Annotated in this window: 11 protein-coding genes and 1 pseudogene; 5 read left to right on the top strand and 7 right to left on the bottom strand. The window is 74.5% G+C overall.

Annotated features, from left to right (window positions below):
• Window positions 1-119: 119 nt before the first annotated feature.
• Genes MCBG_RS24435 through MCBG_RS24420 form a run of 4 tightly spaced genes read left to right on the top strand, consistent with a single transcriptional unit; the run spans window position 120 to window position 3,279 of the window.
• Window positions 120-1,181, top strand: a complete 1,062-nt coding sequence (locus MCBG_RS24435) for an ABC transporter substrate-binding protein (protein ID WP_043328448.1) — start codon at window positions 120-122, stop codon at window positions 1,179-1,181.
• Entirely contained in the window at window positions 1,178-1,957 is a 780-nt protein-coding gene (locus tag MCBG_RS24430) for an ABC transporter ATP-binding protein (RefSeq protein WP_030503658.1), read from the top strand. The genes MCBG_RS24435 and MCBG_RS24430 overlap by 4 nt, the downstream gene beginning before the upstream one ends.
• A complete protein-coding gene (locus MCBG_RS24425; protein WP_030503657.1) occupies window positions 1,947-2,831 on the top strand; it encodes an ABC transporter permease in 885 nt (294 codons plus the stop codon). The genes MCBG_RS24430 and MCBG_RS24425 overlap by 11 nt, the downstream gene beginning before the upstream one ends.
• Before the next feature lie 4 nt (window positions 2,832-2,835).
• The gene (locus tag MCBG_RS24420) at window positions 2,836-3,279 is read left to right on the top strand and encodes an RrF2 family transcriptional regulator (RefSeq protein ID WP_043328446.1); all 444 of its coding nucleotides are present in this window, start codon (window positions 2,836-2,838) and stop codon (window positions 3,277-3,279) included.
• A gap of 150 nt (window positions 3,280-3,429) precedes the next feature.
• Here the strand turns inward: MCBG_RS24420 and MCBG_RS24415 are convergent, their stop codons facing one another.
• The 7 genes and pseudogenes from MCBG_RS24415 to MCBG_RS24385 form a co-directional block, all read right to left on the bottom strand.
• Window positions 3,430-3,615 carry a hypothetical protein gene (locus MCBG_RS24415; protein WP_043328445.1) on the bottom strand — a complete coding sequence of 62 codons (186 nt, stop codon included), beginning with the start codon at window positions 3,613-3,615 and terminating at the stop codon, window positions 3,430-3,432.
• 163 nt (window positions 3,616-3,778) lie between these two features.
• Window positions 3,779-5,032 carry a DEAD/DEAH box helicase gene (locus MCBG_RS24410; protein WP_030503654.1) on the bottom strand — a complete coding sequence of 418 codons (1,254 nt, stop codon included), beginning with the start codon at window positions 5,030-5,032 and terminating at the stop codon, window positions 3,779-3,781.
• A gap of 178 nt (window positions 5,033-5,210) precedes the next feature.
• Window positions 5,211-5,414 carry a transcription antiterminator/RNA stability regulator CspE gene (locus MCBG_RS24405; RefSeq protein ID WP_013288421.1) on the bottom strand — a complete coding sequence of 68 codons (204 nt, stop codon included), beginning with the start codon at window positions 5,412-5,414 and terminating at the stop codon, window positions 5,211-5,213.
• Between the two features lie 204 nt (window positions 5,415-5,618).
• A complete protein-coding gene (locus MCBG_RS24400) occupies window positions 5,619-9,098 on the bottom strand; it encodes an ATP-dependent helicase (RefSeq protein WP_223201314.1) in 3,480 nt (1,159 codons plus the stop codon).
• Between the two features lie 26 nt (window positions 9,099-9,124).
• Window positions 9,125-12,325, bottom strand: a pseudogene (locus tag MCBG_RS24395) (ATP-dependent helicase); the annotation flags it as partial.
• 514 nt (window positions 12,326-12,839) lie between these two features.
• Window positions 12,840-13,385, bottom strand: coding sequence for an LOG family protein (locus MCBG_RS24390; protein WP_043328444.1), 546 nt, complete (start codon window positions 13,383-13,385; stop codon window positions 12,840-12,842).
• A gap of 2 nt (window positions 13,386-13,387) precedes the next feature.
• Window positions 13,388-14,269, bottom strand: a complete 882-nt coding sequence (locus MCBG_RS24385) for an LOG family protein (protein ID WP_043328443.1) — start codon at window positions 14,267-14,269, stop codon at window positions 13,388-13,390.
• Between the two features lie 154 nt (window positions 14,270-14,423).
• Between MCBG_RS24385 and MCBG_RS33185 the strand changes: the two genes are divergently transcribed.
• Window positions 14,424-14,585: a hypothetical protein gene (locus MCBG_RS33185; RefSeq protein ID WP_166457212.1), complete on the top strand. Its 162-nt coding sequence runs from the start codon at window positions 14,424-14,426 to the stop codon at window positions 14,583-14,585.
• The last annotated feature ends 20 nt before the right edge of the window (window positions 14,586-14,605 follow it).

Here is a 14,605-nt window from a genome sequence, read left to right as displayed (position 1 = left end):
TCTATCGCCGGTGTGCCCTGGCCGAACGGTGGACTGTTGCGGGACGGGTCTTGACGCCGGCGGCCACTTGCCCCACTCTTCCTACCAACTAAATAGGAATACTGCGGATTGGACATTCGATGAGAGGGCTTCCCCTGCGCCGCCTGGTCACCCTGGCGACCCTGGCCGCGGTCGGCGCGGCCACGCTCGGCACCACCGCCGCCTGCGGCGAGGACAGCGACGCCGCCAGCGGGTCCGGCCCGGTCACGCTGCGCCTGGGCTACTTTCCCAACATCACGCACGCCCCGGCCGTGGTCGGCGTGGAGAAGGGGATCTTCAAGGAGAAACTCGGCAGCGACGTCGAGCTGGACACCAAGACCTTCAACGCCGGCCCGGCCGCCATCGAGGCGGTCTTCTCCGGCGCGCTCGACGCCACGTACATCGGCCCGAACCCGACGGTGAACGCCTTCTCCAAGTCCAAGGGCGAGGCGGTCCGGGTCATCTCCGGCGCGGCGTCCGGCGGCGTCGCGCTCGTGGTCAAGCCCGGCATCACCTCGGTGGAGCAGCTGCGCGGCAAGAAGATCGCCACTCCGCAGCTCGGCAACACCCAGGACGTGGCGCTGCGCTTCTGGCTCAAGGAGAAGGGCCTGGAGACCACCAAGGAGGGCGGCGGCGACGTCAAGATCGTGCCGCAGGAGAACGCGCAGACGATCGAGACGTTCGGCAGCGGCGCCATCGACGGCGCATGGGTGCCCGAGCCGTTCGTCTCCCGGCTGGTCAACGCCGGCGGCAAGGTGCTCGTCGACGAGCGTGACCTCTGGCCGGACAAGAAGTTCGTCATCACCAACCTGCTGGTCAGCACCAAGTTCCTCAAGGCACACCCGGACGTGGTGAAGAAGCTGGTCGAGGGCCAGGTCGCGGCGAACGAGTTCGTCAACACCAAGCCGGACGAGGCGCAGCAGGCCATCTCCGACCACATCGGCAAGATCACCGGCAAGCCGCTGGACCTCAAGCTGATCAAGCAGGCCTGGCCGACGCTGGAGTTCACAAACGACCCGATCCCGGCCTCGCTGAAGACCGGCCTGGACCACGCCGTCGCGGTCGGGCTGACCCAGCCGGTCGACCTGAACGGCCTGTACGACCTCAAGTACCTCAACGAGGTCCTCAAGGCGCAGGGCAAGGCCGAGGTCAGCCAGCCGTGACGTCGACGACCACGACCCCGCGCAGCGCGACCGGCTCGGTCGCGCTGCGCGGCGTCACAAAGGTGTACGGCCAGGGCGACCAGGCCGTCCTGGCGCTGGACGGACTGTCGCTGGACATCGCGCCCGGCGAGTTCGTCTGCATGGTCGGCGCGTCCGGCTGCGGCAAGAGCACGCTGCTCAACCTGGTCGCCGGCCTGGACCGGGCCAGCGGCGGCACCATCGAGCTGGGCGAGGGCGTCAACCCGGGGCTCATGTTCCAGGAGCCGGCGCTGTTCCCCTGGCTCACCGTCGAGGGCAACGTCGAGGTGCCGCTGAAGCTGCGCGGTCTCCCCCGCGACCAGCGCAAGGAGCGGGTGGCCGAGCTGCTGCGCACGGTCCACCTGTCGGAGTTCGGCCGCAAGCGCCCGCACCAGCTCTCCGGCGGCATGCGGCAGCGCGTCGCGCTGGCCCGCACGCTCGCGCTGGAGACGCCGGTGCTGCTGATGGACGAGCCGTTCGGCGCGCTGGACGCGATGACCCGCGACATCCTGCACGACGAGCTGGAGCGGATCTGGACCGAGCGCAAGCTCACCGTCCTGTTCGTCACGCACAACGTCCGCGAGGCGGCCCGGCTCGCCGACCGCATCGTGCTGCTCTCCAGCCGGCCCGGCCGGATCATCTACTCCACCGAGGTCGCCGTGCCGCGCCCCCGGCGGATCGACTCGCCGGAGGTCTCGGCCATCGCCGCCGAGGTCACCGACCGGCTGCGCAAGGAGGTGGGCCGGCATGGCCAGTGACACTTTGTCCGCGTCGGCGCGGGCCGACGCGGAGATCTCCGGGCTCGACGCGCTGGAGATCGCCGGCCGGGAGAAGGGCCCGTCCCGGGTACGCCGCCTGTGGTCGGCCACCTGGCCCAAGCTCGCCGCGCTCGCGCTCGCGGTGGCGATCTGGCAGGCGGTGGTCTGGTCCGGGTGGAAGGAGCCGTGGGCGCTGCCCGGCCCGGCCGTGGTCTTCGGCGACCTCGGGGAGTACCTGCTCAGCTCGGCGCTCTGGGAGGGCCTCGCCACCACGGCCCGGCGGGCGGCGGTCGGGTTCGCCGCCGCGGTCGCGGTCGGCCTGCTGCTCGGCCTCGGCGTGGCCCGGGTCAAGGTGCTCCGGGCCGCGCTCGGCTCGATGATCACCGCGTTGCAGACCATGCCGTCGATCGCCTGGTTCCCGCTGGCCATCCTGCTGTTCCAGCTCAGCGAGCAGGCGATCTTCTTCGTGGTGGTGCTCGGCGCCGCGCCGTCGGTCGCCAACGGCGTCATCCACGGTGTGGACTACGTGCCGCCGCTGCTGGTCCGCGCCGGCCGCAACCTCGGCGCCCGCGGGCTCAACCTCTACCGGTACGTGATCGCGCCGGCCGCGCTACCGGCCATCGTGGCCGGGCTCAAGCAGGGCTGGGCGTTCGCCTGGCGCAGCCTGATGGCCGGTGAGCTGCTGGTGGTCATCGCCACCCGCACCTCGATCGGCGCACAGCTGACGTACGCGCGTGAACTGAGCGAGGCGCCCCGCCTGATGGCCATCATGATCGTCATCCTGGTGGTGGGCCTGCTCGTGGACACCGCGTTCGGTGCCGCCGACAAGGCGATCCGCCGCCGCTGGGGCGTGCTGGACCAGGCCGGCAACTGACGTCGTGTACATCTCCGCGCGCGCCGACTACGCGCTCCGGGCCATGCTCGCCGTCGCCGACGCCGCCGGTACCCCCGGCGACGCGGTGACCGGCGGCGGCGAGCTGGTCAAGGCGGCGAGCCTGGCCGAGAGCCAGGACATCCCGCTCAGCTTCCTCCAGGGGATCCTGCTCGACCTGCGGCGGGCCGGGCTGCTGCACAGCCATCGCGGCACCGAAGGCGGGTACGCGCTGACCCGCCCGCCGGACGAGATCAGCGTGGGCGACGTGCTCCGCGCGGTGGGTGGCGCGATCACCAGCGTCCGGGGCATCCCCGCCGACCGGGCCGGCTACCACGGCGTGGCCACCGGCCTGCGGGACGTGTGGCTGGCGGTGGACGGCGCGATCGCCCTGGTCGTGGACCGGACCACGCTCGCCGACCTGCTGAGCGACCGGGCGACGGCACCCTGACGCGCGTCCGGTCACAGGGCGACGGCGCGCGGGGTCGCGGACCCGGCCGGTTGTCGGCCACAGAGGGCATGACTCCTGGCCGATATGACTCTCGGGCATATTTATACCTGAGAGTCATATCACTTTCCGGGCATCATCCGCCCGGCGCGGCTACTGAGCGTGCGGGGCGCTCATTCCGGGCGTGAAGCTGCGGGCGGCGCCGCGATCCGGCGAGCCGCCGTCGGAGGGCCGCCAGGGCCCGAACGCGGCCACCGCGGCGAGCGCCAGGCCGGCCCCCGCCACCGCGAGCACCAGCAGCACTTCCCGTGCACCGCCCGATCCGGCTTCCCCCGCCATGAACCGCTCCCTCCGCGTCCGGCCGACCCCCCGACCGGTCCCCCGCCCGACAGCATCGCCGCCACGGCGAGGCCGGACAGTCGGACAGCCGACCGAACGTCGACTGATTCCCGACTCAGGGACGGTCGGCCGGCCCGCTCGAAGCCGAGCCGGTCAGGCGCGGTCAGCGGCGGCGCGGACGCCGGCGAGGACGGGTCGCCGGGGCGGGGTGCGCGGCAGCGGGCGCGGCGATGGTCACCGGCACACCGGACGGCTCCCGGGCGCCGGTGAGCCGGCTCAGCTCGCTGTCGCCGGGGCGTACCCGGGTGGTCTTGGGGTTGATGCCCGCGGTGCTCATCAGCCGGGCGACGTCGCGGCGCTGCTCCGGCAGCACCAGCGTGACCACGGTGCCCGACTCGCCGGCCCGCGCGGTCCGGCCACCCCGGTGCAGGTAGTCCTTGGCCTCCGCAGGCGGGTCGGCGTTCACCACCAGGTCCAGCCCGTCGACGTGGATGCCCCGGGCCGCCACGTCGGTGGCCACCAGCGCGGTGACCTGGCCGGTGCGGAACTGCTCCAGGATGCGGGTGCGCTGCGGCTGCGACTTGCCGCCGTGCAGCGCCGCGGCACGTACGCCCTTGGCGAGCAACTGCCGGGCCACCCGGTCGGCGCGGTGCTTGGTGGCGATGAAGACGATGGTGCGGCCCTCGCGGGCGGCGATGTGCGCCAGGGCGGCCTGCTTGTCGTCCGCCTCGAGGTGCAGCACGTGGTGGGTCATCGCGGTGACGGTGGCGGTGCCCGGGTCGACGGAATGCGTCACCGGGTCGGCCAGGAATCGGCGGACCAGCCGGTCCACGCCCCGGTCCAGGGTGGCCGAGAAGAGCATCCGCTGCCCGCCCGGCGCGACCTGCTCCAGCAGCTTCGTCACCTGCGGCAGGAAGCCCATGTCGGCCATCTGGTCGGCCTCGTCCAGCACCGTGATGGTCACCTGGTCCAGCCGGGCGTCCCCGCGATCGATCAGGTCGTGCAGCCGGCCCGGCGTGGCCACCAGCACCTCGGCGCCGGCGCGCAGCGCGGCCGCCTGCCGGGTCAGGGAGAGCCCGCCGACCACTGTGGCGCAGCGCAGCCCGAGCGTGGCAGCGTACGGGGTGAGCGCGGCGGTGACCTGCGCGGCCAGTTCCCGGGTGGGTACGAGCACCAGCGCGAGCGGACGGCCCGGACGGGCCCGGCGGCCGGCCGTACGGTGCAGCAGCGGCAGCCCGAACGCGAGCGTCTTGCCGGAGCCGGTGCGGCCCCGGCCGAGCACGTCGCGGCCGGCCAGCGAGTCCGGCAGCGTGGCCGCCTGGATCGGGAACGGCGCGGAGATGCCCTGCGCGGTCAGCTCGGAGACGAGCGCCGGCGCCAGGCCGGTGGCGGCGAACGTGGGCAGGGTCGTGGTCATGCGGAAAGCCTTCCTCGAGGCGGCACGTGTCGAGGAAGGGCGCCGGGCTGCGGCGCGTCACCGGCGTCACCGGTGGTCACAAGCACGAACCGAAAGGGACGGGCCGGCCCGGCAGAGGCGGGCCGGCCCGTGCACCGCGCCCGAGAGGGCGCGGTGGTGGTGCCGGTTGATCCGAAGATCAGAGCGGGCGGATGTTCTCCGCCTGCGGGCCCTTCTGGCCCTGGGTCACCTCGAACTCGACCCGCTGGTTCTCGTCCAGGCTCCGGTAGCCGGAGGTCTGGATCGCCGAGAAGTGGGCGAAGACGTCGGCGCCGCCGTCGTCCGGGGTGATGAAGCCGAAGCCCTTGTCAGCGTTGAACCACTTGACGGTGCCAATTGCCATGTGTTTCGTCTCCTTGACGGAACGGTCGGCCCGCACGTGTTGCGGGCCGGAGAGGAGCACCCCGCGCGTGGAATACGCGGCGTGCCTGTCGCTGCTGGTCGCCCCGCCCGGAGAACTCCGGACACAACAAAGAGCGCCTGGGGCCACAATCCGCCAGGCGCACACAGAGTCTCTGGAAACCAAAACTGCAACCCGGACAACGTATCACGGACTCGTGCGCTGCGGTAGATCCCCCGGGATTTCCGGCACGGCGGCCACCAGATCGGCCAGCCCGTCCGCGTCGAGCAGGTCGGCCGGGCGGACGGTCACCGAGTCCCGGACGTAGTGGAACGCCGCGCCGACCCGCTGCACCGGCACCCCGGCCAGTTCCGCCCAGGCCAGCCGGTAGACCGCCAACTGCACCGCCGCCGCGTCGGCCTCCCGGCCGGTGGGCTGCCGCCCGGTCTTCCAGTCGACCACGTCGTAGCGCCCGCCCGGGCGGGCGAACACGGCGTCCATCCGGCCCCGGATCACCACCCCGGCGACGACAGTGGCGAACGGCACCTCCACCTCCACCGGCACCCGGTCGGCCCACTCGCTGGCCAGGAAGCGCTCCTGCAACTCGACCAGGGCCTCGTCCGGGGCCGCGTCCTCGTCCGCCGCGCCGGGCAGCTCGTCCACGTCGAGCAGCCGGTCCGCGCCGAAGCGCTGCTCCAGCCAGGCGTGGAACGCGGTGCCGCGCCGGGCGTACGGCGTCGGTTCGGTGGGCATCGGGCGGCGCAGCGTACGGGCCAGCGCCTCCGGGTCGCGGCGCAACGCCACCAGCTGGGTCACCGAGAGATGGCCGGGCAGTTCGACCTCGACCGCCTCGGCCTGCCGGGCCAGCTCCGCCCGCTCGGCGAGCAGCAGCTCGGCCTCACGCCGCCAGCGGGCCACCTCGGCGTCCTCCGCCGCGCCGGTGGTGGCGAGCAGCGCCGCCTCGCGCCGGGCCACCTCCGGGTCGGCGAGGTACCGGCGAACCAGCGCCGCCGCCTCGGTCAGCGCGGGCCGGCGGGCGCCCAGCGGGTCGGCCGGCCACTCGGCCCGCAGCACCGTCTCGGTGGTCGGGTTCACCGCGTCCCCGGCCGGCTCGGGCGTCCACGCGTCGACCACACGGCCGTCCGGGTCGGCCAGGCAGGCGTCGTGCACCTCCCGCAGGAACACCGACGGGCCGCGGAACCGCTTGGTCCCCTCCCCCCACCAGTAGCCGGAGCAGAGCAGCAGGCGGCGGGGGCGGGTCACCGCCACGTACGCCAGCCGGCGCTCCTCCCGCTCGTCGTGCGCCCGCCAGTCGTCGGTGAACTCGGTCAGCGCCCGGGCCACCCCGCGCTGGTCCTCCGCCTCCGGCAGGGCCAGCTCGGGCAGCCCGTCCGCGTCGCCGCGCAGCGGGAACGGCAGCACGCCCAGCCCGCCCAGCCAGTGGTCGGAGTTGCGCACCGGCCCCGGCCAGACGCCCCGGGTCATCCCGGCCACCGCCACCACGTCCCACTCCAGGCCCTTCGCGGCGTGCGAGGTGAGCACCTGCACCGCGCCGGCCACCACCTCGACCTCGCCCGGCGCCAGCCCGCGCTCCTCGTCCTCGGCGGCGGCCAGGTAGGCGAGGAAACCGGCGAGCGTCGCGCCGGGCGTCTCGCCGCTGAACCGGGCCGCCACGTCGCCGAGCGCGTCCAGGTGCGCGCGGGCCAGCCCGGCGTCGCCCGCGCCGTCCCGGCCGGCCCGGACCGCCACCTCGACGTCGAGGCCGATGGTCCGCTCGATGTCCGCGATCAGTTCCGGCAGCGACTGGTCCAGGCGGTAGCGCAGCAGCGCCAGTTCCATCCCGTACGAGCGCAGCCGCGCGTAGCCCTCGGCCGAGTACGCCTGCGCCGGCCCCAGGTCCGCCAGCGCCTCCACGAGCGTCGCCTCGTCCAGCACGTCCACGGTGATCTCCGGGCCCTCGTCGCCGGTCAGTTCCCGGCGGCTGCGGGCGATCGCGCGGGCGCGGCGGTGCAGGGCGACCAGGTCACGCGGGCCGATCCGCCAGCGCGCGCCGGTGAGCAGCCGCAGCAACGCCGCCCCGTCGGTCGGATCGGCGAGCACGCGCAGCGTGCACACCACGTCCCGTACCTCGGGGGTGTCCAGCAGCCCACCCAGGCCGACCACGTCGACAGGCAGTCCACGGGCGCGCAACGCCGCCTCGATCGCCGGGATCTGGCTGCGCAGCCGCACCAGCACCGCGGTGGTCGGGCGGCGGTCGGCCGGGATGTGCTCGGGCAGCGCGCCGGGCATCCCGGCCGCGCCCCGCCAGGCCGCCAGCACGCTGTCCGCGATCCAGTCGGCCTCGTCGGCGTACGTCTCCAGCAGCGCGCAGTGCACGGTGCCGGCGGCCTGCCCGCCCGGGGTGCGGTGCGGGATCGGGTCGCGGACGCTGAGCGCGGCGTGCAGCTCCGGCACCCGCGCGCCGGCCGCCCGCAGCGGCACCGACAGCGTGTTGGCGACACCGAGGATCTCCGGCCGGTTGCGCCAGCTCGTGGTCAGGCTGAGCACGTCGGCGGGGCTGCCGTCGGTGCGGGCGAACTCGGCCGGGAACCGGTCCAGCGTGCCGGCGCTGGCCCCGCGCCAGCCGTAGATGGACTGGCACGGGTCGCCCACGGCGGTGACCGGGTGGCCGCCGCCGAACAGCGCGTTGAGCAGCACCACCTGGGCGTGGCTGGTGTCCTGGTACTCGTCGAGCAGCACCACCCGGAACCGGTCCCGCTCGATCACGCCGACGCCGGGGTGGTCGCGGGCCACCCGGGCCGCGCGGGCGAGCTGGTCGGCGAAGTCCATCGCCTCGAAGTCGTCCTTGCGCCGGGCGTACGCGCGCACCAGCGGCAGCAGCTTCAGCCGGGTCCGCTGGAGCTGGAGCGCCTTGCGCACGTCGGCGTAGACCCGGCCGGGACGCGACTGCACCTCGGCGAAGAACCGGCCGGTCCAGCCGGCCAGCTCGTCCGGGTCGACCAGGTGCTCGTCCAGCTCACCGGCGAGCGCCAGGACCGCGTCGGTGATGGTGGACGGCATCCGGTCCACCTCGGACATGTCCCCGTCGTAGTTGCGCACCAGCATGTCGACGAGCTGCCAGCGGGACGCCTCGGTGAGCAGCCGGGTGGTCGGCTCGTACCCGGCGCGCAGCCCGTGCTCGGTGACGATCCGCCCGGCGTACGAGTGGTACGTGGACACGTCGGCTCGCCCGCCAGCGGGTCGTCGTGCGGGTCCCGCCCCTGCCGGCCGAGCCGCCGGATGATGGTCGAGCCGCGTGCGGACCCGGTGCGCCAGCTCGCCGGCCGCCTTGCGGGTGAAGGTGAGGCCGAGGATGTGCTCGGGGGCGTAAGGAGTTGGCGACCAGCCACACCACCCCGCGCGGCCATCGTCTCGGTCTTGCCGGAGCCGGCGCCCGCGACCACCAGCAGCGGTTCCACCGGCGCGGCGATGATAAAAGCCTGTTCCCGGGTGGGCGCGGGCAGCCGCAGCAGCCGGGCCAGCTCGACGGGCGTGTAGCGGGGCCCGGCGTCGGCCGCGCGCGGCGCGGGCGTGGCGGAGGCGCCGAACAGCGCCGGCTGAACGCTCATGAGTTCTCCGGGGGCGGCGACCACCTGGCGGCCCTGGCCGGAGACCGGGCAGCTGGTGCGTACCGGGCAGACCCGGCACTTGGAGTTGGCCACCGCGGCGAACGTCGAGGCGGCCATCGTGTCGGCGGTACGGCGCACCAGCGCGGTGGCCCACCCGGCCTCCGGCCCCTCCCCGGCCGCGGCCTGGGTCTGCTCCTTGGCGTCCCGCGCTCCGGTGCCGAGCTGCACCAGCGCGGCCCCGCCCGGTTCCTCGCCGAACTCGGCGAACCCGCCCGCCTCCACCGCCGCCTGGTACGCGCCGAGCTGCGGATGCTCGGCCACCTCCCGCTCGGTGACCGCCGTCGACTTGCCGGTCTTCAGGTCGATCACCACGAGCCGCCCCTCGGCGTCGACCTCCAGCCGGTCGACCCGGCCGGTCAGCTCGATCGGGCGGGACGGATCGTCGAGGCGGACCGCGAACTCGTGCTCGATCGCCAGCAGCCGGCGCGGGTTGCCGGCCAGCCAGCGCAGCAGCTTGTCCACCATCGCCTCGGCGCGCTGCCGCTCCGGACCGGCCATCCACCGGGCGGCCAGCTCGATCGCGTCGAACCGCGCGGCCACGTACTCCAGCAACGCCTCCCGGTCGACGCTGGCGTCCTCGGCGAGCATCGCGGCGGCGTGCACCAGGTTGCCGACGCCCTGCGCGGCGCTCGCCGGCCCGCTGCCGCCGTGCCGTTCCAGCAGCCAGCGCAGGCTGCACCGCAACGCGCTCTCCATCGCCGACGGGGTGACCCGCACCGGCTCGCCCTCGTCGACCAGCGGCCGGTCGTCGGAGAGGCCGCGCAGCCCCCACCAGTCGTCCGGGTGCGCGCCGGGCACCCCGGCGGCGGCCAGCCGCGCCAGCTCACCCGCCGCCGCGTGCCGCCGGGTGATCGGCGCCGCCGGGTCGGTGACAGCGGTACGCAGCTCGGCCACCAGCGCGGACAGGGTGAGACCGCGTGGCGGCAGCGTGACCGGGAGTACGGCGGGCGGCCCGTCCTGCGGATGCTCGTCCCCGTGCGGCACCGGCCCGTCAGCGGTTTGCCCGCGCGTGACCTGGCCGGTCGGTCCGTTCCCGGCCGGGCCGGGGCCGGTCGGGTCCGGGCCGGTCGGGGCGGTGCCGCCTGCGCCGGTGGCGGGTGGGTCGGCGGCTGCGATTTCGTGCAGGAAGCGGCTCGGCTGCTCCTCGTGGTCGTCCCCGCCGACCGCCGCCGACGCCACAGCGGTGACCAGCAGCCGCCGCCGCGCCCGGCTGATCGCCACGTGGAACAGCCGCCGCTCCTCGTCCAGCAACGCCGACGTCTGCCCGACCAGGCTGGCCCGCAGGCCGGCCCCGTCGGCGCGACCGGCCAGCACGTCGACCAGGCGCTCCGAGCCGAGCAGGCTGCCGCGCAGGCGCAGGTCCGGCCAGACGCCCTCCTGCACCCCGGCCACCGCGACCAGGTCCCATTCCAGGCCCTTCGCGGCGTGCGCGGTGAGCAGGCGTACCGCGTCGCCCCGGTCGGCGGCGGCCGCGAGCGTGTCGGCGGGCAGTTCCTGCCCGAGAACGTGGTCGAGGAACACCTCGGTACGCGCGCCGGGCAGCCGGTCGGTGAACCGGGCCGCCGCGTCGAACAGCACGAGTACGGCGTCCAGGTCCCGGTCGGCGGCCTCGGCCCGCCACCGCTGGGCGGTCTCGTGCTCGCCGGTGGCCGCCCGCCCCCTGGTGATCGCCCCGGCCCAGCGTTCGGCCAGCCCGCTCTCCCGCCACACCGCCCAGAGCACGTCCTCGACCGTCGCGCCCGGGGTGGCGGCGGCCTGCCGGGCGGTCTCCAGCAGGTGCGCCACGGCCTGCGCGGGGGCCGCCCAGCGGCGCTCGATGGTGGACAGTTCGGCCGGGTCGCGCAGCGCCTCCACCAGCAGGTCGCCGGAGGGACGGCGGTCGCCGCCGGCCAGCGCCAGCGCCCGCAGCCCTTGACGCAGCCGCCGCTCGGCCAGCGGGTCGGCCCCGCCCAGCGGCGAGTGCAGCAGCGCGACAGCGGCCTCCTCGTCCAGCCGGTCCGGTTCGAGCGCACAGCGCAGCAGGAGCAGCAGCGGGGCGACCGCCGGCTGGAGGTGCAGCGGAAGGTCCTCGCCGTGCACGACGGTCGGCACCCCGGCCGTGTGCAGCGCGCGCCGCAGCGACGGCAGTTGCCGGCCGGTGGAGCGGACCAGCACCGCCATCCGGGACCAGGGCACGCCGTCGAGCAGGTGTGCCTCGCGCAACGCGTGCGCCAGCCAGGCCGACTCGCTGGTGGCGGAGCGGAACGTCCGTACCTCCACCGTTCCGGCCGGCGCATCGGGCAGCGGGCGCAGCCGCCGGTGCGCCGCCGGGCCGCGCAGCCGTCGGGCCAGCCGGGCGGTGGCCGCGAGCAGTTCCGGCCCGGCCCGGTACGAGGTGGTGAGCGTGACCTGGGCCGCCGGCGCGCCGGAGGCGGTGCGGAAGCGGTGCGGGAACGTGGCGACGCCGGCCGGGTCGGCGCCCCGGAAGGCGTACGTGGACGAGTCCGGGTCGGCGAACGCCACCAGGGACCGCCCGCCTCCGGCCACCACGGCGAGCAGGTCGAGCTGCGCCGGGTCGGTATCGGCCAACTCGTCCACGTACACGTGGGCCAGGCGGCGGCGCTCGGCGGCGAGCAGCTCGGGATCGTCGAGCAGCATGCCGGTGGCGGCCCGCACCAGCTCCGCCGGGTCGTACGCGACCGAGCCCCTGTTGCTCACGTCGCGCAGGGCGAGCACGGCGACGTACTCGCGCAGGAAACGCGCGGCGGCCGGCCAGTCGGCGCGGCCCAGCTTCTCGCCGAGCCGGGCCAGCTCCACCGGCCCGACGCCGCGCTCCGCGGCCCGCATCAGCAGGTCGCGCAGCTGCTGGGCGAACGCCCGGGTACGCAGCGCGGGGCGCAGGTCCTCCGGCCAGCCGACCGGGTCGTCGCCGGGCTCCTCCCCCACCACGTCGAGCAGCTCGCGGATGATCAGATCCTGCTCCGGGCCGGTGAGCAGCCGCGGTGAGGGCTCGCCGCGTTCGGCCGCGGCACGACGCAGCAGCCCGAAGGCGTACGCCGGGAACGTGCGCACCAGCGGCTCGCGGACCACGCGGTGTCCGTCCCCGGCGATACGCGCCTCGATCCGGTGGCGCAGCTCGGTGGCGCCCCGCCGGCCGAAGGTGAGCACCAGGATCCGCTCCGGGTCGACGCCCTCGGCCACCCGGGCGGCGACCGCCTCGACGAGCGTGGACGTCTTGCCGGTGCCGGGACCACCGACGACGAGCATCGGCCCGTCGGTGTGCGCGACCACCTCGGCCTGCACCGGATCGACCCGGCGCGAGACGTTCGTGCCCGCCCCGGCCCCGGTCCCGGTCTGCGGCGAAGCGCTGTCGTGCGGCGTGGCGGTCTGTGGGTGCGCGGCATCGCCCGCCGACCCCCCGGATCGCGGCTCCGCCTCGGCCGGCCCACCGGACCGACCCACCCCCTGCCCCGCCCCGGCGTCGTGGGTGACCCCCGCCCCCGCGCCGCCGGGCCGGCGCACCAACCGGTACGCCTGCATCACCGACATCCCACCACGCCGGTACGACACCCGGAAACCGACAGTCGTCCCGCCCGTCACCAGCTCACCTTGCCCGCGGCGCGCACCATTGCCGGCTCCGCCCCACGCCCGGCTCCATGCGTTCACGCCACCTCGGCGAAGTGGCCGCATCACGCGCGCCCGGACACCACCACCTCCCCGAAGTGGTGTCGATCAAGCACGCCGAGACGGTGGTGAACAAGCACGGGTGGCCGGGCGCGCGTCAGGTGAGGCGGGCGTCGATCAGGTCGAGCGCGGCGGGCACGCTGTCGGCGACCATCAGCAGGTCCAGCGCGGCCGGCTTGAGGAAGCGCTGCTCGCCGAGCCCGCGGATCCAGTCGAGCAGCGGCCGGTAGAAGCCGTCCACGTCCACGATCACCATCGGCTTGGCGTGCAGGGCCAGGGTGGCTGTGGTCCACACCTCGAACAGCTCGTCCAACGTGCCCAGGCCGCCGGGCAGCGCCACGAACGCGTCGGACTTCTCGTCCATCAGCGTCTTGCGGTCGGCCAGGCTGTCGGTCACCAGCAGCTCGTCGGAGTCCAGGTCGGCGACCTCCAGGTCGACCAGGGACTGCGGGATGACGCCGATGGTGCGGCCGCCGGCCGCCCGCGCGCCCTCCACCACGGCGCCCATCATGCCGACGCAGCCGCCGCCGCTCACCAGCGTGTGACCGCGCCGGGCGAGTTCCTCGCCGGTCTCGGTGGCCAGCGCGAGCCAGCGGTCGTCGAGAGTACGGGAGGACGCGCAGAAGACACAGACGTTCGCCACGTTCAGCTCCGTCCGGCCGGGCCCTCGGGGGCGGCCTCGGCGGCGGCGCGCTGGTCGGCGGCGACCCGGGCGACCGCCTCCTCGCGTACCGCCTCCTGCTCGGCGGAGAGCACCGCCTCGGCCTCCACGATGTGCCGGACCGCTTCGTTGACGTCGTCGGTGAGCCGGATCAGGTCGAGGTCGGCCGGGCCGATCTTGCCCTCGGCGGCCATCGTCGTACGCAGCCAGTCGAGCAGTCCGCGCCAGTAGTCGGTGCCCATCAGCACCACCGGGAACCGGGTCACCTTGCCGGTCTGCACCAGGGTGAGCGCCTCGAACAGCTCGTCCAGGGTGCCGAAGCCGCCGGGCAGCACCACGAACGCCTGGGCGTACTTGACGAACATGGTCTTGCGGGCGAAGAAGTAGCGGAAGTCGATGGCCAGGTCGACCCAGTCGTTGAGGCCCTGCTCGAACGGCAGCTCGATGCCGAGCCCGACGGAGAGGCCGCCGGCTTCGCCGGCGCCACGGTTGGCGGCCTCCATCACGCCGGGGCCGCCCCCGGTGATCACCGCGTAGCCGGCCCGGGCCAGTGCCGCGCCCACTTCCTCGGCCATCCGGCACTCCGGGCTGTCCGGCTTGCTGCGGGCGGAGCCGAAGACGCTCACCGCCGGGGGCAGGTCGGCGAGGGTGTCGAAGCCCTCGACGAACTCGGACAGGATCCGCAGGGCCCGCCAGGCGTCCTTGGTCTTCCAGTCGCTGCGTCCCCGGGAGTCGAGCAGTCGCTGATCAGCGGTACTCGTCGGAATCGCCCGGTTGCGCAGCGTCACCGCACCGCGGTGCCGTTCCGCCCGACGCGTCTCCCCCCGCTGCCCCTGCCCAGCCGTCTTCCCGCTGCTCTCGCCCATGTGGTCACCGTAATGGAGCGGATCCGGCGGGACGCGCTGGCCCGGGAGCCGAAGAAAATCTGGGATACGGGCAACTAAATCGCTGGCTCGTACGTCTTACTATTCACATACCCGGTATACCCCGGGCGACGCGCCTTCGGGGGAGGAGCCAGCGTTGATCAGTAACAGCGAGATGATCCGGATTCGCCGTCAGATGCAGCGGCGGATCCGCGACGTGGTGGCCGAGCGCCGCCGCGCCCGGATGATGGAGACCCACCGCACCGACCTCACCGGCGAGACCGGCGAGGCGGACGCGCCCCTGACGACCAGCGTCTGACGATCCGGGGCCCGCCAGGC

Source organism: Micromonospora sp. M42 (assembly GCF_000568915.1).
Lineage (GTDB): Bacteria > Actinomycetota > Actinomycetes > Mycobacteriales > Micromonosporaceae > Micromonospora > Micromonospora chalcea.
Note: the sequence above shows the minus strand (reverse complement) of the source record. Positions and strands in the feature narration are given on the sequence as shown.